The 16,626-nt window shown below is 72.0% G+C and carries 14 protein-coding genes; 6 read left to right on the top strand and 8 right to left on the bottom strand.

Going from position 1 to position 16,626, the window contains the following annotated elements:
* Positions 1–4: 4 nt before the first annotated feature.
* The 3 genes from ACFYOH_RS15115 (at position 5) to ACFYOH_RS15105 (ending at position 2,666) form a co-directional block, all read left to right on the top strand.
* The gene (locus ACFYOH_RS15115) at positions 5–1,213 is read left to right on the top strand and encodes a carbohydrate-binding protein (protein ID WP_388625679.1); all 1,209 of its coding nucleotides are present in this window, start codon (positions 5–7) and stop codon (positions 1,211–1,213) included.
* 123 nt (positions 1,214–1,336) lie between these two features.
* Positions 1,337–2,113: a polysaccharide lyase family 7 protein gene (locus ACFYOH_RS15110; protein WP_388625676.1), complete on the top strand. Its 777-nt coding sequence runs from the start codon at positions 1,337–1,339 to the stop codon at positions 2,111–2,113.
* Between the two features lie 91 nt (positions 2,114–2,204).
* Entirely contained in the window at positions 2,205–2,666 is a 462-nt protein-coding gene (locus ACFYOH_RS15105) for a hypothetical protein (protein WP_388625674.1), read from the top strand.
* Between the two features lie 27 nt (positions 2,667–2,693).
* On the opposite strand, the gene ACFYOH_RS15100 is transcribed toward ACFYOH_RS15105, so the two are convergent.
* From ACFYOH_RS15100 to ACFYOH_RS15090, 3 genes are all read right to left on the bottom strand, one after another.
* Positions 2,694–6,068 carry a pyruvate carboxylase gene (locus ACFYOH_RS15100; RefSeq protein ID WP_388625671.1) on the bottom strand — a complete coding sequence of 1,125 codons (3,375 nt, stop codon included), beginning with the start codon at positions 6,066–6,068 and terminating at the stop codon, positions 2,694–2,696.
* A 157-nt stretch (positions 6,069–6,225) separates the two neighbouring features.
* Complete coding sequence (locus tag ACFYOH_RS15095; protein ID WP_388625669.1) at positions 6,226–7,107, bottom strand: hypothetical protein; 882 nt, start codon at positions 7,105–7,107, stop codon at positions 6,226–6,228.
* A 133-nt stretch (positions 7,108–7,240) separates the two neighbouring features.
* Positions 7,241–7,390: a hypothetical protein gene (locus tag ACFYOH_RS15090; protein WP_388625666.1), complete on the bottom strand. Its 150-nt coding sequence runs from the start codon at positions 7,388–7,390 to the stop codon at positions 7,241–7,243.
* Positions 7,391–8,290: 900 nt separating this feature from the next.
* On the opposite strand from ACFYOH_RS15090, the gene ACFYOH_RS15085 reads away from it, so the two are divergent.
* The gene (locus ACFYOH_RS15085; protein WP_388625663.1) at positions 8,291–9,280 is read left to right on the top strand and encodes an aldo/keto reductase; all 990 of its coding nucleotides are present in this window, start codon (positions 8,291–8,293) and stop codon (positions 9,278–9,280) included.
* Positions 9,281–9,874: 594 nt separating this feature from the next.
* On the opposite strand, the gene ACFYOH_RS15080 is transcribed toward ACFYOH_RS15085, so the two are convergent.
* Positions 9,875–10,231, bottom strand: coding sequence for a DUF6343 family protein (locus ACFYOH_RS15080; RefSeq protein WP_388625661.1), 357 nt, complete (start codon positions 10,229–10,231; stop codon positions 9,875–9,877).
* A 376-nt stretch (positions 10,232–10,607) separates the two neighbouring features.
* On the opposite strand from ACFYOH_RS15080, the gene ACFYOH_RS15075 reads away from it, so the two are divergent.
* Complete coding sequence (locus ACFYOH_RS15075; protein WP_388625972.1) at positions 10,608–11,861, top strand: MFS transporter; 1,254 nt, start codon at positions 10,608–10,610, stop codon at positions 11,859–11,861.
* A 504-nt stretch (positions 11,862–12,365) separates the two neighbouring features.
* On the opposite strand, the gene ACFYOH_RS15070 is transcribed toward ACFYOH_RS15075, so the two are convergent.
* Genes ACFYOH_RS15070 through ACFYOH_RS15060 form a run of 3 tightly spaced genes read right to left on the bottom strand, consistent with a single transcriptional unit; the run spans position 12,366 to position 14,058 of the window.
* Positions 12,366–13,109, bottom strand: coding sequence for a metallophosphoesterase (locus tag ACFYOH_RS15070; protein WP_388625658.1), 744 nt, complete (start codon positions 13,107–13,109; stop codon positions 12,366–12,368).
* The gene (locus ACFYOH_RS15065; protein ID WP_388625655.1) at positions 13,106–13,384 is read right to left on the bottom strand and encodes a hypothetical protein; all 279 of its coding nucleotides are present in this window, start codon (positions 13,382–13,384) and stop codon (positions 13,106–13,108) included. Before ACFYOH_RS15065 ends, ACFYOH_RS15070 begins: the two co-directional genes overlap by 4 nt.
* A complete protein-coding gene (locus ACFYOH_RS15060; protein ID WP_388625653.1) occupies positions 13,381–14,058 on the bottom strand; it encodes a hypothetical protein in 678 nt (225 codons plus the stop codon). Before ACFYOH_RS15060 ends, ACFYOH_RS15065 begins: the two co-directional genes overlap by 4 nt.
* Before the next feature lie 288 nt (positions 14,059–14,346).
* Between ACFYOH_RS15060 and ACFYOH_RS15055 the strand changes: the two genes are divergently transcribed.
* Positions 14,347–15,501 carry a PP2C family protein-serine/threonine phosphatase gene (locus tag ACFYOH_RS15055; RefSeq protein WP_388625650.1) on the top strand — a complete coding sequence of 385 codons (1,155 nt, stop codon included), beginning with the start codon at positions 14,347–14,349 and terminating at the stop codon, positions 15,499–15,501.
* Between the two features lie 353 nt (positions 15,502–15,854).
* On the opposite strand, the gene ACFYOH_RS15050 is transcribed toward ACFYOH_RS15055, so the two are convergent.
* Positions 15,855–16,355, bottom strand: coding sequence for a hypothetical protein (locus ACFYOH_RS15050; RefSeq protein WP_388625648.1), 501 nt, complete (start codon positions 16,353–16,355; stop codon positions 15,855–15,857).
* Positions 16,356–16,626: the final 271 nt, after the last annotated feature.

The following is a 16,626-nucleotide window of genomic DNA, read 5'->3' as shown; positions in this document are numbered from 1 at the left end:
CGCAGTGAGACGTCTTCGGGCATGTCTGGGCGCGGCGGCGGCCGTCACACTCGCCGCCGCCGGCACGACCGCGCTCATGGCGAGCAATGCCTCGGGCGCTACGAGCGCGCTGAGCAACCGCTGGTACGCCGCCGCCCCCTATCTCATGCCGCTGGACAACGACCCGCCGGACCCGGCCGCCATCATGGACGTCACCGGCCTGAAGGCCTTCCAGCTGGCTTTCGTCCTCGCCCCCAACGGCGGTGGCTGTTCGCCCACTTGGGGCGGAACAGCGCCCGTCTCCTCCGACACGGCCGTGCAGTCGATGATCAACACGGTCCGCGCCAAGGGCGGTGACGTCTCGGTCTCCATCGGCGGCTACGGCGGCACGAAGCTGGGCCAGGCGTGCGCGGACGCGGCGGCCACGGCGGCGGCCTACCAGCAGGTCATCACCAAGTACGGGCTGCACGCCATCGACTTCGACCTGGAGGAGCCGGAGTACGAGAACAGCGCGGCCGTCAAGAACGAGATCGGCGCGGCCAAGATCCTCCAGCAGAACAACCCGGGGCTGTACGTCTCGGTGACGACGGCCGGTACGGCGGACGGCACCGGCTGGTTCGGCAAGCAGATGCTGCTGGAGGCCAAGTCACAGGGGTTCACCCCGAACAACTTCTCCATCATGCCGTTCGACGGTGGCTTCAACGGGGCGGCGAGCCAGACCAGTGCGCTGACCAACTTCAACTCGATCCTGCAGTCGACCTTCGGCTGGGACCAGGCGACCGCGTACGCCCACGAGGGCTTCTCCGGCATGAACGGCCGCAGCGACTCGGGCGAGTACTTCACCCAGGCCGACTTCCAGACGGTGCTGGACTACGCGACGAGCCACAACATGGACCGCTTCACGTTCTGGTCCCTGAACCGCGACCGGCAGTGCAGCCCGCCCGACAACGGGGGCCGTACCTCCGGGACATGTTCCAGCGTCACCCAGAACTCGTGGGACTTCGCGAAGTACTCGGTGCAGTTCGCCGGCGTCACCCCGCCGACCCCGACGCCGACGCCGACGCCCACGCCGACACCGTCCTCCTGCAAGCCCGCGTGGAGTTCCACGGCGGTGTACACACAGGGGAACGAGGTCTCCTACAACAAGCACAACTGGAAGGCCAAGTGGTGGACCCAGAACGAGGTGCCCGGCGCCTCGGAATGGGGGCCGTGGCAGGACGAGGGCGCCTGCTGAGCACTTGACGTGTCTGGTTCAGACCTCTAGCTTCTCGGGTCATCAGCGACCAAGGATGCGTTCAGAGTTCATCATTCTGAACGCATCCGCGTCCGCCTCAGGTTCGCGGAAGGGACCCCCCACATGACCCGATCCCGGCTCCTCGCGGTGCCGACCACCGCGGGACTCGCTCTCGCCCTCGCCCTGCTCGGCAGCCCCAGCGCGGTCGCCGCCGATCCGCATGTCGCCCCCGGCGGCAACTTCGACCTGTCGGTCTGGGAGCTGCAGGAGCCCGTCGGCTCCCCCGGCAGCCCCACCACCATCCCGTCGTCCCGGCTCCAGGGCCCGAACGGCTACCAGGACGCGTACTTCTACACCGCCGCCCGGGACGGCGCCATGACCTTCTGGGCGCCCGAGAAGGGCGTGACGACCCCGAACTCCAACTACGCCCGCTCCGAGCTGCGCGAGATGAACCGGGACGGCAGCGCCGCCGACTGGGCACTGTCCGGCTCGCACCGGATGAACGCGACCCTGCGCGTGGTGTCCGTGACGAAGAACGTGTGCGTCGGGCAGATCCACCTCGGCAGCGGCGGCTCCTCCACCAAGCCGCTGCTGGAGCTGTACTACCACGCGAACGGCGACATCGTCCTCGGCACGGAGAACTCGCCGTCCGGCGGGCAGACCCCGCACACCGTGGGGCATGTGCCGGTCGGCAGGACCTGGAGCTACACCATCGCCGTCTCCGGCGGCAACACCGTCGACCTGACCGTCAACGGCACCACCACCCACTACGGGATCCCGTCGTCGTTCCAGCGGTACAAGCAGTACTTCAAGGCCGGCTCCTACAACCAGTCCTCCTCGGACAGTACGACCAACGGCGCCCGTGTCGCGTTCTACGGCCTGACCGTCGCACACGGGTGACACGCCGCGCGACCTGCGCGATTGGTGCAAACCGCCGCACGGTCGTAGCGTCGAGTGGACGGTCGAACACAGCACGACGGTGGGAGCGGCCATGCGCGGAGCACTGGTGGGAACGGCGGTCACCCTGGCGGCAGGAGCCCTGCTGACCACGGCAATGACGACGGCCTCGGCCAGTCCCCCGACCCCCCACGGGACCGGCGTGAAGGCCAGTACCGCCCGGACCGTGCTGGTGGACTGCTTCTTCCACCGGAACGTCCGCCCGACCGACTTCATCCTGGCCTGCGGCGACGGCAACAGCCGGCTCGCCGGACTCCACTGGACCCAGTGGGGTCCGGGCGGGGCGAAGGCCGAGGGCGTGAACTGGGTCAACGACTGCAACCCGTACTGCGCCGCCGGCACCTTCCACCAGTACCCGGTCGTCATCCGGCTGACCGGCGAGCAGCAGTGGAAGAAGCATCCGTCCTTCGAGCGCTACGCGCAGATCAGCCTGACCTACACCGGCGCCCGGCCGGACGGGTTCAAGCAGGTCATGACCTACCCGCTCTGGGACTGAGTCCCGGCGAGCGGGTAGGCGCCGAAGTCAGGCGAGTTCCGCCAGGAGGTCGCCGCCCTCCACCTGCTGGATGCGGTTGATGGCCAGGCGGGAGACCCGGCCCGCCTTCGGAGCCGTGATGGTGGCCTCCATCTTCATCGCCTCGATCGTGGCGACGGTGGCACCGGCGGCGACCTCGTCGCCCTCGGCCACCGCCAGGGTCACCACACCGGCGAAGGGCGCCGCCACATGCCCGGGGTTGGCGCGGTCGGCCTTCTCCGTCACCGGCACGTCCGAGGCCGCGGCGCGGTCGCGGACCTGGATGGGCCGCAGCTGGCCGTTGAGCGTGGACATCACCGTGCGCATGCCACGCTCGTCCGCCTCTCCGATCGCCTGCAGCTCGATCAGCAGCCGGACGCCGGGCTCCAGGTCGACGGCGTACTCCTTGGCCGGACGCAGCCCGTAGAAGAACGCCTTGCTGTCCAGCACGCTGGTGTCGCCGAAGGACTGCCGGTGGGTGTCGAACTCCCGCGTCGGGCCCGGGAACAGCAGCCGGTTGAGAGTTGCCCGGCGGTCCTTTGCGAGGCCCTCGCGATCGTCGGCGGACAGCTCGGGCGCCGGCTTGGGCGTGGCCCGGCCCTGCAGCGCCTTGGTGCGGAACGGCTCGGGCCAGCCGCCGGGCGGGGTGCCCAGCTCGCCGCGCAGGAAGCCGATCACCGAGTCCGGGATGTCGAACCTCTCGGGCGTCTCCTCGAAGTCCTTCGGGGAGACACCGGCGCCGACCAGGTGCAGGGCGAGGTCGCCGACCACCTTGGAGGACGGAGTGACCTTGACCAGGCGGCCCAGGATGCGGTCGGCGGCGGCGTACATGGCCTCGATGTCCTCGAAGCGGTCGCCGAGGCCGAGGGCTACGGCCTGGGTGCGCAGGTTGGACAGCTGGCCGCCGGGGATCTCGTGGTGGTAGACGCGGCCGGTCGGGGAGGCGAGGCCCGCCTCGAACGGGGCGTAGATCTTGCGGACGCCCTCCCAGTACGGTTCCAGGTCGCCGACGGCCTGCAGGTCGAGCCCGGTGGGACGGTCGGAGTGGTCGGTGGCGGCCACCAGTGCCGACAGCGACGGCTGGGAGGTCGTACCGGCCATGGAGGCGACCGCGCCGTCCACGGCGTCGGCGCCCGCCTGGATCGCGGCGAGGTAGGTGGCGAGCTGACCGCCGGCCGTGTCGTGCGTGTGCAGATGCACGGGCAGATCGAACTCGCGGCGCAGCGCGGAGACGAGCTTGGCGGCGGCCGGGGCGCGCAGCAGTCCGGCCATGTCCTTGACCGCGAGGACATGGGCGCCGGCCTCGACGATCTGTTCGGCCAGGCGCAGGTAGTAGTCGAGCGTGTACAGCCGCTCGGCGGGGTCGCCCAGGTCGGCGGTGTAGCAGAGGGCGACCTCGGCGATCGCGGTGCCGGTCTCGCGTACGGCGTCGATCGCGGGGCGCATCTGGCCGACGTCGTTGAGGGCGTCGAAGATGCGGAAGATGTCGATGCCGGTGGCGGCAGCCTCCTGCACGAAGGCGTCGGTCACCTCGGTGGGGTACGGCGTGTAGCCGACGGTGTTGCGGCCGCGCAGCAGCATCTGCAGGCAGATGTTGGGGACGGCCTCGCGCAGGGCGGCCAGCCGCTCCCAGGGGTCCTCGGCGAGGAAGCGCAGGGCGACGTCGTAGGTGGCGCCGCCCCAGCACTCCAGGGACAGCAGCTGCGGCAGGGTGCGGGCGACGACCGGGGCGACGGCGAGGAGGTCCTTGGTGCGCACGCGGGTGGCGAGCAGGGACTGGTGGGCGTCGCGGAAGGTGGTGTCGGTGACACCGATGGTCGGCGACTCACGCAGCCGGCGGGCGAAGCCCTCGGGGCCGAGGTCGACCAGCAGCTGGCGGGAGCCCGCGGGCGGTTCGCCGGCCGGCAGCGGCGGCAGCTTGGTGACCGGGTCGAGCAGGTCGGGGCGCTCGCCGTGCGGCTTGTTGACGGTCACGTCGGCGAGGTAGGTGAGCAGCTTGGTGCCGCGGTCGGCGGAGGAGCGGGCGGTGAGCAGGTGGGGGCGCTGCTCGATGAAGGAGGTGGTGACCCGGCCCGCCTGGAAGTCCGGGTCGTCCAGGACGGCCTGCAGGAACGGGATGTTGGTGGCCACACCGCGGATGCGGAACTCGGCCACGGCACGCCGGGCGCGTCCGACGGCCGCCTTGAAGTCCCGGCCGCGGCAGGTGAGTTTGACCAGCATCGAGTCGAAGTGCGCGCTGATCTCCGTACCGGCGTGGGTGGTTCCGCCGTCCAGGCGGATGCCGGAGCCGCCCGGGGAGCGGTAGGCGCTGATCCGGCCGGTGTCCGGGCGGAAGCCGTTGGCGGGGTCCTCGGTGGTGATACGGCACTGCAGGGCCGCGCCGCGCAGGGTGATGGTGTCCTGGGCGAGACCGAGGTCGGCGAGGGTCTCGCCGGAGGCGATCCGCAGCTGGGCCTGGACGAGGTCCACGTCCGTGACTTCCTCCGTCACGGTGTGCTCGACCTGGATGCGCGGGTTCATCTCGATGAAGACGTGGTTGCCCGCGGGGTCGAGGAGGAACTCGACGGTGCCCGCGTTGCGGTAGCCGATCTCCCGCGCGAAGCGCACCGCGTCGTCGCAGATCCGCGCCCGTACCTCGGGGTCGAGGTTGGGAGCGGGGGCCAGCTCGATGACCTTCTGGTGGCGGCGCTGGAGGGAGCAGTCGCGCTCGTAGAGGTGGATGACGTTGCCCACGCCGTCGGCGAGGATCTGCACCTCGATGTGGCGCGGGTTGACGACGGCCTTCTCCAGGAAGACGGTCGGGTCGCCGAACGCGGCGTCGGCCTCGCGGGACGCGGCCTCGATGGACTCGCGCAGCAGGGCCGGGTCCTCCACGCGGCGCATGCCGCGCCCGCCGCCGCCCGCGACCGCCTTGACGAAGACGGGGAAGCCGATCTCCTCGGCGGCGCGCACCAGTTCGTCCACGTCGGTGGAGGGCTGGGACGAGCCGAGCACGGGCACGCCGGCCGCGCGGGCGGCGGCGACCGCGCGGGCCTTGTTGCCGGTCAGCTCCAGCGTGGCCGCGCTCGGGCCGACGAAGGTGATACCCGCCTCCTCGCAGGCGCGGGCCAGTTCCGGGTTCTCGGACAGGAAGCCGTAGCCCGGGTAGACGGCGTCGGCACCGGCCCGGCGGGCGGCGCCCACGATCTCCTCGACGGAGAGATACGCCCGCACCGGATGCCCCGGCTCGCCGATCTCGTACGCCTCGTCGGCCTTCAGCCGGTGCAGTGAGTTGCGGTCTTCGTGCGGGAACACGGCGACGGTACGCGCGCCGAGTTCGTAGCCCGCCCGGAACGCGCGGATCGCGATCTCTCCACGGTTGGCGACCAGCACCTTGCGGAACATCCTGGATTCCCTTCAGCTGCCTGCCGGCGACGAACACCACGGTGTCAGCCACGCCCTGCGGTACCTCGCGGCAACCTTAGGGGGTGGCCGCGTGTGTGGACGTGCGAAAACCATCACATCGACGGGGTGGGCAGCGCCACAGGCACACGCGATGGAATCAGCACTCCAGGGAAGTCATCGCGGTGTCCTCCGACCGTTCCTGCGACGCTGCCCGCGACCGTTCGGCGCTCGCCTGTACCGGCACGGTCCGGGGCGGTGCGGACGCGGGGGTCACGGGAGGTTCCGTGGGCGCGGGTCCGCGGTCCCGGACAGGCAGCAGGGACCGCAGACGGGCCCGCAGTCGTGCGCGGCGGCCGTGCAGCAGGCCGAGGACGATCGCCGAGGCCACCGCGATCAGGTGCTCACGGCCTGCCAGGTTGGGCACGGCGATGGACTCCCACACCATCGAGCCGCCGGTCAGGGTGAACACCACGGGCGCGCGTTTGACCACCGAGAGATAGGTGAACAGACCGACGACGGCCGCCGAGGGTCCGGTGTCGAGCACCCCGGCGTACGTGTGCGGCAGCCCGAAGCCCCACCAGCCGGGACCCAGCGCGATCATCACGCGGGCGGTGAGCGTGCCGGCCACGGTGGTGGCGTAGGAGATCGCCAGCGTCCGGCCCCGGCCCAGGGCCAGTTCGGCCCAGGCGAAGGCGAGGAACAGCTGGGTGATGCCCGCCCACACGGGCAGGTCGAGCGCCGGGACGTACAGAGACACGGGCGTGCGCAGCAGCGACAGCCACAGGGGCAGGTCGGCTCTTACACCGCCGAGCCGCGTCACCCATACCGCGCCGAGCGGATGCTGGGCGATCGCGTGGAAGAAGATGACGCCGAACGCGGCGACGAAGGCCAGCAGCAGCCCGGACAGTCCGCGCCGCATGAGCCGCCGCACGGGTTCGACAACGATGGCGTGCCACTCGCCCCGCAGCGTGCGCCCGGTGAAGCGGGCGAGCCGTGCGAGGAGCGGGCGGCACCACTCGATGCGCGCTTCAGTCGTCATGAGACACGGCAGCCCATCGCCTTCGGCTCCCCCGTCATGTCCACCGCCCCCTTCACCCCGGTCCCGGCATTCCGGCCTCGGGGCGCTTTTTCGTGATCCACCCGTTTCAACCGTCATCGTAGAGATGTACGGATCAAGTGCCGGTGCTGACTTCGACGCGGGCGGCGGGGCGGGCGCGGGGGTTGTGGTGCAGGGCCGGGTGGTGCGGACGGCCGCCGCCGACGCCGGCCGCCGTCCGGAACTCGTCGATCACCTGCTGGTCGCGCCGCTGCCGTTCCGACATGCGCCCGGTCCCTCCCCCGGTGTGGGCCTCTGTGGTGGTGAGACCCGATCGGTGACAGTTCAGCGAGCCGGGAGGCAAGCGTCAAGATCCTTTACGGACGGACAGGGGTGTGGGAAGACCCACAGGCCCACAGCGGCGGAATCCGGGCCCTGGAGGCAACCTTCACCCCCTCGGATCCGTCCTCCCATGCAGGCCCCTTGAACGGCTCGGCGCGGCGCGGGCCCGAAGCGCGCGAGTCGTTCTCGGCGCGGTCAACGCGCGGGTACGGCCGCTCAGTTCATGGAGCGCGGAACCTTGCTGACGGTGTCGTTCCGGCCGTCCGCGCGCGGCGGCAAGGGTGTGCTGATGCTCGTCCCGCGGGACATCCTCACCGACCCCGCGAGGCCGCTGCCGCTGCCGCGCACCGCCGCGCCGGCCGAGGCTCCGTCCGCCGTGGCGGCCGCCCCGGTCCACGGGCCCGCCGCCCCGCCGGAGGGGGCCCGGCCGGCCTCCCCGGGCGCCGCCCGGCCGCGCCCTCGCCGAGGCCGAACGTTTCCGCTCGGCGCCCCCCTCCGGCGGGCCACGGCCCACGCCCGGCAAGGCCCGCGCCGCCCGCTTCAACAGCTTCCGCAAGGCGGTCCGCCCACCCCGACCTCACACGTCCTGATCCGCTTCGCCACCGAGGACGTGCCGGTCGGCGGCAAGACCATCCCGGCCGGGGACGCGTCCACACGGTGGTCAACCAGAACGACCTGTTCGAGTTGCCGGTACGGCTGGATTCCTGGTCGCGCTCGGAGCGTTGCTTGACTTGGAGAGCGCTCCAACTCGTAGCGTCGCAGACGTACGGCACGCGGGTGTGCGCATCCGCGTGTGCCGTACGGAGCGACCATCGAGTGTGTGCAGGAGAGGCTGGGACATCACATGCAGAAGCGCAGTCTGCGGGATCTCGAAGTATCGGCTCTCGGCCTTGGCTGTATGGGCATGTCCGCCTTCTACGGCTCCGCCGACCAGGAGGAGGGCATCGCGACCATCCGGCTGGCCCTCGAACTGGGGATCAACTTCCTCGACACCGCGCAGGTGTACGGACCGCTGACCAACGAGTCGCTGGTCGGCGAGGCGATCCGGGGGCACCGCGACGAGTATGTGCTCGCAACCAAGTTCAACTACCGGATGGACGACGCTGTGCCCGGCGACATGTCGACCGTCGGCCGGCAGGACGGCTCCGCCGAACACGTCCGTGAGTCGGTCCACGGCTCGCTGCAGCGGCTGGGCACCGACCACATCGACCTGTACTACCAGCACCGGGTCGACCCGAACGTGCCCATCGAGGAGACGGTCGGCGCGCTGGGCGAGCTGGTCGCCGAGGGCAAGGTGCGGCACATCGGGCTGAGCGAGGCGAGCGCGGAGACCATCCGGCGGGCGCACGCGGTGCACCCGATCACCGCCGTCCAGAGCGAGTACTCGCTGTGGACGCGCGATGTGGAGGCCGAGGTGCTGCCGGCCTGCCGGGAGCTCGGCATCGGCTTCGTGCCGTACTCCCCGCTCGGCCGCGGCTTCCTCGCCGGCCGCTTCACCTCGCCGGACGAGCTGGACGAGAACGACTTCCGGCGCAACAACCCGCGCTTCACGGACGCCAATCTGGAGGCGAACCTGCGGCTGGCGGCGAAGGTGAAGGAGATCGCCGCCGAGAAGGACGTGACGCCTGCCCAGCTGGCCATCGCCTGGGTGCTGGCCCAGGGTGAGGACCTGGTGCCGATCCCGGGCACCAAGCGGCGCACCTACCTGGAGCAGAACGCTGCCGCAGTCGGCATCGAGCTGACCAAGGAGGACCTGGCCCGCATCGACGCGGAGCTGCCCGAGGTGGCGGGCGAGCGGTACGACGAGGCGGGGATGCGCGCGGTCAATCGCTGAGCGCCTCAGGAGGTGCAAGGGGTCTGCCATCCGGTGACTGCAGGTCCGTCGTGGTTGTTCGCGCCCGCGCCGTAGCCGCATGTCCGGGACGGGGCTTGCCCGCCACCCGCAGCGGTAGGGCGCAGGCGATCAGGTGGGCCCTGCGGACCCTCGACGGGTTCGTGTGCCGCCCGCCAGGCGGCCCTCGGACGTATCCGCGGCGCCTGGTTCGGCCGGGAGCCGGAACCGCTGACGCCGGTCCGCCGAGAGGGCACACCGGCGGGGCCCGGCACGGCCGGGGGCCGGAACCGCTGACGCCGGTCCGCCGAGAGGACACACCGGCGGGGCTGGAACGGCCGGAAGCCGCAACCGCTGACGCCAGTCCGCCGAGAGGACACACCGGGGGCCCGGCACGGCCGGGGGCCGGAACCACGGACGCAGTCCGCCGAAAGGACGCACCACCCAGATCCGGCACAGCCGGGGGCCCAGGACCTCAGACGCCTGTCCGCCGAGAGGACGCAGCGGCGGGCCCGGACCACCGGTGGCGGCTGGGGCGGGTCCCGTCTGTGGTCCTCAGGGGCGCGCGTACTGAGGGTGCTCGTGAGCACGCCCCGCTCACCGGTGAGGGCCCGGACCCGCGGCGTCCACGCCCCGCTCCCGCCGCCTGCGCGCCGTCACCACCGCGAGATCCAGCGCCGCCGCCAGCGTGAGGACACCGCACACCACCGCGAGGGCGGTCAGCGGACCGCTGCCCGGGCCGGCGCCGGGACCCGAGTGCGCCGCCCAGACGGCGAAGCCGGCCGTCGCCGCGGCGAACAGCGGCAGGAAGACGGCGGACAGCAGCTGGCGCAGCCGAAGTGCGCTGCGGGCGGTGGCCGGTTCGGTGCCGGTACGCGGAAAGCGGTGACCGAACGCTCCGGAGCGTGACCGGGGCTCCGGTGGCGCCGTGCGTCCGTGGTGTTCGTCACGCATCAGGGCCTCCTTCGGTGGGACGTCACGGTGTGCTGCCGACCGCGTAGCCCGCACTCGCGCCCGGCAAACCGGGGCCTGTGAGGAACCCCACGCCGGGCTCAAATGCCCTACCTGCACAGGGCTTTGGCCCTCCCGACAGCCCCTCGGCAGAGACCTCGCCGACCACTGTGCCCTGCCGTCTGCCACGATGGGCTGGCGCCCTGACCGGGCGGCCCGGCCGCGCAGTGCAGCCGGCTCGACGGGTTCCGCCGGTCTCTCCCCGACTCCCTTGGTTGTCGAGTACCCCCCTGTGTCTGCTGCCCCTGCCCAGCCCACATCCGTGCCCAGTTCCGCGCCCGTCTCCCGCTCGCCGTGGCGGTCCTTGCGACACCGCAGCATGCGCTGGTGGTCGGCCGCGAACTTCGTGTCGAACGCCGGCACCTGGATGCAGCTCACCGTGCAGAACCTGCTCGTGCTGCACATCACCGGTTCCGCCGCGGCGACCGGCCTGTCGATCTCCGTGCAGGCGGCGCCGGCACTGTTCGTGAGCATGCTCGGCGGCGCGGCCGTGGACCGCTGGCCCCGGAAGCTGACGGTCGCGGTGAGCCAGACGCTGCTCGGCGCCGTCGCGTTCACCACGGCGCTGCTGGTGGCGCTGGACCGGATCGACATGACCACGCTGCTGGTGCTGGCCGCCGTGACCGGCGTCATCGCCACTGTCGACGGGCCGGCGTGCGCGCTGCTCGGCAATGATCTGGTGCCCCGCGAGGACGTGCCGTCGGCGATCGGTGTGGGTGCCCTCGTGCACAGCGCGGGGCGGCTGGCCGGCACCGCGCTCGCCGGTGTGGCCGTCGGGTTCGTCGGCACGGGCGCCGCGTACGCCGCCAACGGGCTGTCCTTCCTGTTCGTGGCCTCGGTCGTGCCCTTCCTGCGGCCCGTCCACGGAGCGGTGCGGGAGCCGGCGGCCGAGCCGCAGACAGCCCCCGCCCCGGCACAGGCGGAGATGAGCGTGCGCGACGGCCTGCGGTTCTTCGTGCGCCGGCGCCGCCTGATGGCCCTCGCCGGAATCACCGGGATCAGCTCGGTCTTCGGCCGCAACTACGGCCTCACCCTCGCCGTCCTCGTCACCGGCCCGCTCGCGGGCGGCGCCGGTTCGTTCGGCACCGTCTCCACGGTGCTCGCGGTCGGCGGCATCATCGGCGCGATCCTCGGCGCCCGGCTCCGCAAGCCCTCGGTACGGGTCGTGGGGCTGCTCGCGGCGGCGGGCGCCCTCCTCCAGGTCGTCGCGGGCCTGTCGCCCTCGCTGGCCGTGCTGATGGTGCTGGTGCTGCCCATGGCCGTGGTGGAGTCCGTCTCCGACACCGCGGGGACGGCCGTCCTGCAGACCGACCCGCCGGCCCATCTGCGCGGCCGGGTGCTCGGGGTGTGGAGCAGCATCGGCACCGTGTGGAGCCTCGGCGGGCCGCCCCTGCTGGGTCTGCTCATGGAGTGGGCGGGCGCACGCGGCGCCCTGGTCGCCGGTGGTCTCCTCATCGCCGGGTCGATCGGCGCGGGCCTGCTGGTCCGGCGGCGCGATGGGCTGGTGCCGGTGACCGTGCCCGCGAAGGACGGCGACATGACCGCCCGGGAGGCGCTGGGCACGTGCGCCTGACCCTCCCAGAGTCGCCTGGGTACGGCTCCCTGACCGGCCCGGAGACACCGGCCACGACCCCCTGACCAGCCCGGAGACACCGGCCACGGACCCCTGACCAGCCCAGAGACGCTGGGCACGGCCCCTGACCAGCCGCAAGCGCCCAATCCGGCTGCCACACCGGCCGAAAGGCACCGGCCACGGACCCCTGACCAGCCCAGAGACACTGGGTACGACCCCTGACCAGCCGCAAGCCCCGAATCCGGCTGCCACACCGGCCCGAAGACACCGGCCACGCCCCCCCGACCAGCCCAGAGACACTGGGCACAGCCCCTGACCAGCCGCAAGCCCCGAATCCGGCTGCCACACCGGCCCGAAGACACCGGCCACGCCCCCCGGCTCGCCCAGAGACACCGCCACAGACACCCGACCACCCCAGAGACACGCGCTCGGCATCGCCCCCGACAAGGCAGGAAACACGCTGCAGGCACACCGACGGACCAGGAAGCGGTCGGTCCGCCCGGCTCACCCCAGCGCATGCTCCTCGTGGCCCGGCAGGTTGTACACGTGGAAGGCCTGGCCGATGACCGGCTGGGCCACGTTCCGTACGCGGACGCCGCCGCTGGTCATGCCGTGCTCGGTGCCCGCGTGGGCATGGCCGTGGACGGCGAGGTCGGCGCCGGCGGTGTCGATCGCCTCCGCGAGCAGATAGCTGCCGAGGAACGGATAGATCTCCTGCGGCTCCCCGGCCAGGGTGTCCGGAACGGGCGAGAAGTGGGTCAGGGCGATCCGGACGTCGCAGTTCCGGTCGGCCAGGTCCTTCAGGGCCGCGTGCAGACTGTCGGCGCACCGACGGCTGTAGCGGACGAACTCCTTCATGAGGGGTTCGCCGAACTCCCCGGCACAGCGTCCGACGAATCCGCCGCCGAAGCCCTTGGTCCCGGCGACCCCGATCCGGGTCCCGCCGTTGCCCACCACGGCGGCCTCTCCCTCCAGGACGTGGGCCCCGGCGTCCCGCAGGATCATGCTGACCTCCTCGGGCCGTTCGTCGTGGTGGTCGTGGTTGCCCAGGACGGCGACGACCGGAACCCCGAGGTCCTTGATCTCCCGTGCGACGACGGCGGCCTCCTCGGTCGTACCGTGCCGGGTGAGGTCCCCGGCGAGTAGCAGGACGTCGGCGCACTCGCGCAGCGTCTCGAAGGAGGAGCGCAGCGTGCCCTGGCTCTCGGGGCTCATGTGGATGTCCCCGACGGCCGCGACGCGGATCATGTCAGGTCCTCTCCGTGGTCGGGCGAGGAGGTCCCGGCGACGAGGATGTCGCAGTGGACGGGGTGCCCCGCCAGTTCTTCGCGGGCCATGTGGCAGATGTCGTCCCGGCACTGGCTGGACGGCACGGTGCCGGTCAGCAGAATGGCGTCGCCGCGCAGCTCCATCCGTACGCCGAGCTCTCCGAGGTCCCCGGTGGCCAGGCGCTCGGCGAGATGGGCGACGCGGTAGTCCAGGTTGCCGGCCGCCGAGGGGGGCGGCGGGCTCGTGTCGGTCATGGCTGCCCCTCCTGGGGGTCGATCACGTTCAGCCGTTCGAGGAGGAAGAGGAAGGCGGCCGGCATGGGCTGATCGCCGCAGGCCACCCGGAGCGCGTCCCAGTCGACCTTCTCGCGGACGGCGCGGGCCACCGGCAGGACGGCCCCGAAATCGCAGTAGTGCTCGGAGAAGGCGCTGATCAGGCTGTGGATCAGATCGGTCGGGGAGAGGACGGGCATCAGCACCGAGTCGACCGGCAGGACATGGGCGCGATCCAGCATCTCCTCCGTCACGGGCTGGTGCGCGAGGGCGAAGATGATGTCGATGTTCTGCCCACGGCATGTGGTCTTCAGCAGCCAGTCCTCGGGCGGTGTCCGGATGGGCAGGCCGGCCTCGCGCAGGGACGCGGCCACCGCCTCGGCGTCGTCGGGCAGCACGCAGAAGTCGGCGTCGTGCTGGAGGTAGCGGCTGCCGCCGTGGGCGTAGACGGCCACGCTGCCGGCGAGCGCGAAGCGGTGGCCGGCGCGTTTGAGCAGGGCGCCGATCTCCTTGGCGGCCTCCAGGATCGCCTGGCTGCGGTCCTGCGGCAGGTCCGGTCCGGGCGTGGCGGGCTGGTCCGGTCCGCCCGCGGCGAGGCGCAGCTCGGTGACCTCCGGGCGCCGGAGGGGAGCGGCGTCCTCCCCGTTGTGCGTCATGGCATCTCCGTTCGCGGCCCCTAGGCCCCGGGTCGGCCGGTTCGGACCCAGGGGCGTACGGGTACCCGGCGCGATCGCACCGACACGGCGCACGGTCGGGCGGGTTCACGGCGGCTCGCCCGCCCCGGCCGGCGCCGGGGTGGCGGGGTCGCGGATCGCCCTGCACCGCGGCGACCGCCGGCGTGCTCAGCACGCCGAGGCCGGTGAGCGTGCCCCGCCGGACGCCGTCTCGTCGGCCTGCGGCCGCACGGGCGTGCATCGTCCGCGGCCCGGGAGCACGCTGGAAGGATGACCCCCTGGCTCAGAGCGGGCCCGCGGCAGCCGTGGCAGTCGGTGCACGCTCTGCTGTTGCTCCCGGTCGCCCTCATCGTGGTGATCACGGTGGTGGACATGCAGGCCCCCACCAGTGTCCACCTGGGCCCGGCGCTGGTGATCGCGCCCGCGATCACCCCTTCCTTCGCCGGGCCCCGGACCACGGCGGCCGTCGGGGGGCTGGCACTCGCCGCGCAGACCCTGATCGGCTTCACCCACGGCGGGATCGGCACCATGAACCACATCGTGCAGATCATCACCCTCGCGGTGCTGACGGTGACGCTGGTGGTCTACAGCGCGCTGCGGGAGCGCCGGCAGGCCCAGCTGGCCCAGGTCCGCACGGTCGCCGAGGCCGCACAGCACGTACTGATGTGGCCGCTGCCCGAGCAGATCGGCCCGCTGCGGATCGCCTCGCTGTATCTGGCGGCGGAGGACGAGGCGCAGATCGGCGGCGACCTGTACGCGGCGACCCGGTGCGACGGCGCGGTACGGGTCCTGATCGGTGACGTGCGCGGCAAGGGGCTGCCCGCGATCGGCGAGGCCGCGCTGCTGCTCGGCGCCTTCCGGGAGAGCGCCCACCGGCACATCCCGCTCGAGGAACTGGCCGATCTGCTGGAGCAGAGCGTCACCCGTTACGCGGCGGATCTGGACCCGCCGGAGGAGGCGGGCGAGCGGTTCGCCACCGCGCTGCTGGTGGAGATCCCGGACCGGGATCCGGTGACCCGGATGACCAGCTGCGGCCATCCGCCGCCGCTGCTGCTGAGCCCCGGCCACGCCGTCACGGTCCCGAGCCTGCACCCCTCCCCTCCGCTCGGGGTGCACAGCTGCAACAGCGAGCACACGCTGGACGTCTTCTCCTTCGAGCCCGGTGACACCCTGCTCCTGTACACCGACGGCGTGGTGGAGGCCCGGGACGCCCGCGGCCGGTTCTATCCGCTCACCGAGCGGGCCGCGCTCTGGACCGACGACGCCCCTGAGGCGCTGATGCACCATGTGCGACGCGACCTGCTGGCCCATGCCGGTGGCCGGCTGGACGACGACGCCGCGCTCATCGCGCTGCACCGCACGACGGTCGACCGACGCCGCCACCACGGCCGGGTCGCCGGCGCGAACGGCTTCCGGCACGGGTGAGGGCGGGCGGCACCTGCCGGAAGGCCGGGGACGCTCGAAGGCCGTGCGCGCTCAGAACCGTCCACGCTCCACTGCTGCACATCGGCCCCGCTCTTCGTCCACAGCGTCAGCCAGGTGGCGTCGGCGAGCGAGTTGCCCTTCGGGGTGACAGCCTTGCGAGCCGGTTGGTGATCGTGTTGCCGTGCGGGCCGAAAGGCGGGCCCGGCGCTGACTCTCGGCCCCGGTACAGTGCCGGACGGCGCACAGGTCAGCCACTGCGGACGCACGGCCGCCGGGTTCAACTGCCTTTGCCGTCACGGCAGGCGTGGGCCCCGCCCCGAGTGGGGGCGGGGCGGGACCGCACGCCCCCCCGGTCAGCGGACCGACTTGAGGTCGGTGATCTTCAGGGTCTTCAGGTCGGACTGCACGTCGATCCGGCTGACCTCGGCGTGCGGCCCGTCGCTCCAGGTGAGCGTGACCCGGCTGGTGGCGTGGCCGGCGCCGGAACCGGTGTAGGTCACCTTCCACTTCACCGGCACGTTCTGCGCGAAGAGGATGCCGTCGGCGTGCTCCTTCTTCTCGAAGGCGGCGACCTTCTTCTGTGCGGCGGCGGAGAGGTAGAAGGCCCGCAGCGCCTTGGCCGCGTCACCGGCGGACTTGTCGTCTGTGGACCAGACGGCGTCGATGTAGGCGCCGTAGAAGTCGGCCACGTGCTGGGTGACATTGCGCGGGTCCCCCTGGGCGGAGGACACGGCTGCGGCACGGGTGGTGCGGCTCGCGCCGGTGCCCGCGAGGGCGGGGGTCACGGCGGCCAGCGTGAGGCCGCCGGTGAGGGCGACGGCGGTGACTATGATCTTGCGACTGCGGACGGACATAGGTCTTATTCCCCCGGTTTCGGTACGACCGGACTGATCCCGGCCGTCGACGGACTTTAAGACCTCATTTCCCTCGCACCGGTTCCGCTTTCTCTCGGCTTTTTCCCACTCCGGACCCGGAATATGAGGCAGTCGGATGGTTGTGCCGAATTCCGGTCGCCTTTCCGCGTCCTTTCGGTCATTCCGCCACGGACGGCCGGCGGGCGTGCGGTCCCTCGACGAGCCGGGCGAGGTTGTCGAGGGCCATGCGGGTGCCCAGTTCGTTGTCCTC

The organism is Streptomyces sp. NPDC007856, from assembly GCF_042868225.1.
GTDB lineage: Bacteria > Actinomycetota > Actinomycetes > Streptomycetales > Streptomycetaceae > Streptomyces.
Note: the sequence above shows the minus strand (reverse complement) of the source record. Positions and strands in the feature narration are given on the sequence as shown.

Excerpts from the sequence above, each read along its gene's own strand:
- ACFYOH_RS15060 (WP_388625653.1), bottom strand. The coding sequence starts at position 14,058 with ATGACGCACAACGGGGAGGACGCCGCTCCCCTCCGGCGCCCGGAGGTC.
- ACFYOH_RS15070 (WP_388625658.1), bottom strand. The coding sequence starts at position 13,109 with ATGATCCGCGTCGCGGCCGTCGGGGACATCCACATGAGCCCCGAGAGC.
- ACFYOH_RS15075 (WP_388625972.1), top strand. The coding sequence starts at position 10,608 with ATGCGCTGGTGGTCGGCCGCGAACTTCGTGTCGAACGCCGGCACCTGG.
- ACFYOH_RS15095 (WP_388625669.1), bottom strand. The coding sequence starts at position 7,107 with ATGACGACTGAAGCGCGCATCGAGTGGTGCCGCCCGCTCCTCGCACGG.
- ACFYOH_RS15100 (WP_388625671.1), bottom strand. The coding sequence starts at position 6,068 with ATGTTCCGCAAGGTGCTGGTCGCCAACCGTGGAGAGATCGCGATCCGC.
- ACFYOH_RS15105 (WP_388625674.1), top strand. The coding sequence starts at position 2,205 with ATGCGCGGAGCACTGGTGGGAACGGCGGTCACCCTGGCGGCAGGAGCC.
- ACFYOH_RS15065 (WP_388625655.1), bottom strand. The coding sequence starts at position 13,384 with ATGACCGACACGAGCCCGCCGCCCCCCTCGGCGGCCGGCAACCTGGAC.
- ACFYOH_RS15080 (WP_388625661.1), bottom strand. The coding sequence starts at position 10,231 with ATGCGTGACGAACACCACGGACGCACGGCGCCACCGGAGCCCCGGTCA.
- ACFYOH_RS15050 (WP_388625648.1), bottom strand. The coding sequence starts at position 16,355 with ATGTCCGTCCGCAGTCGCAAGATCATAGTCACCGCCGTCGCCCTCACC.
- ACFYOH_RS15090 (WP_388625666.1), bottom strand. The coding sequence starts at position 7,390 with ATGTCGGAACGGCAGCGGCGCGACCAGCAGGTGATCGACGAGTTCCGG.
- ACFYOH_RS15110 (WP_388625676.1), top strand. The coding sequence starts at position 1,337 with ATGACCCGATCCCGGCTCCTCGCGGTGCCGACCACCGCGGGACTCGCT.
- ACFYOH_RS15085 (WP_388625663.1), top strand. The coding sequence starts at position 8,291 with ATGCAGAAGCGCAGTCTGCGGGATCTCGAAGTATCGGCTCTCGGCCTT.
- ACFYOH_RS15055 (WP_388625650.1), top strand. The coding sequence starts at position 14,347 with ATGACCCCCTGGCTCAGAGCGGGCCCGCGGCAGCCGTGGCAGTCGGTG.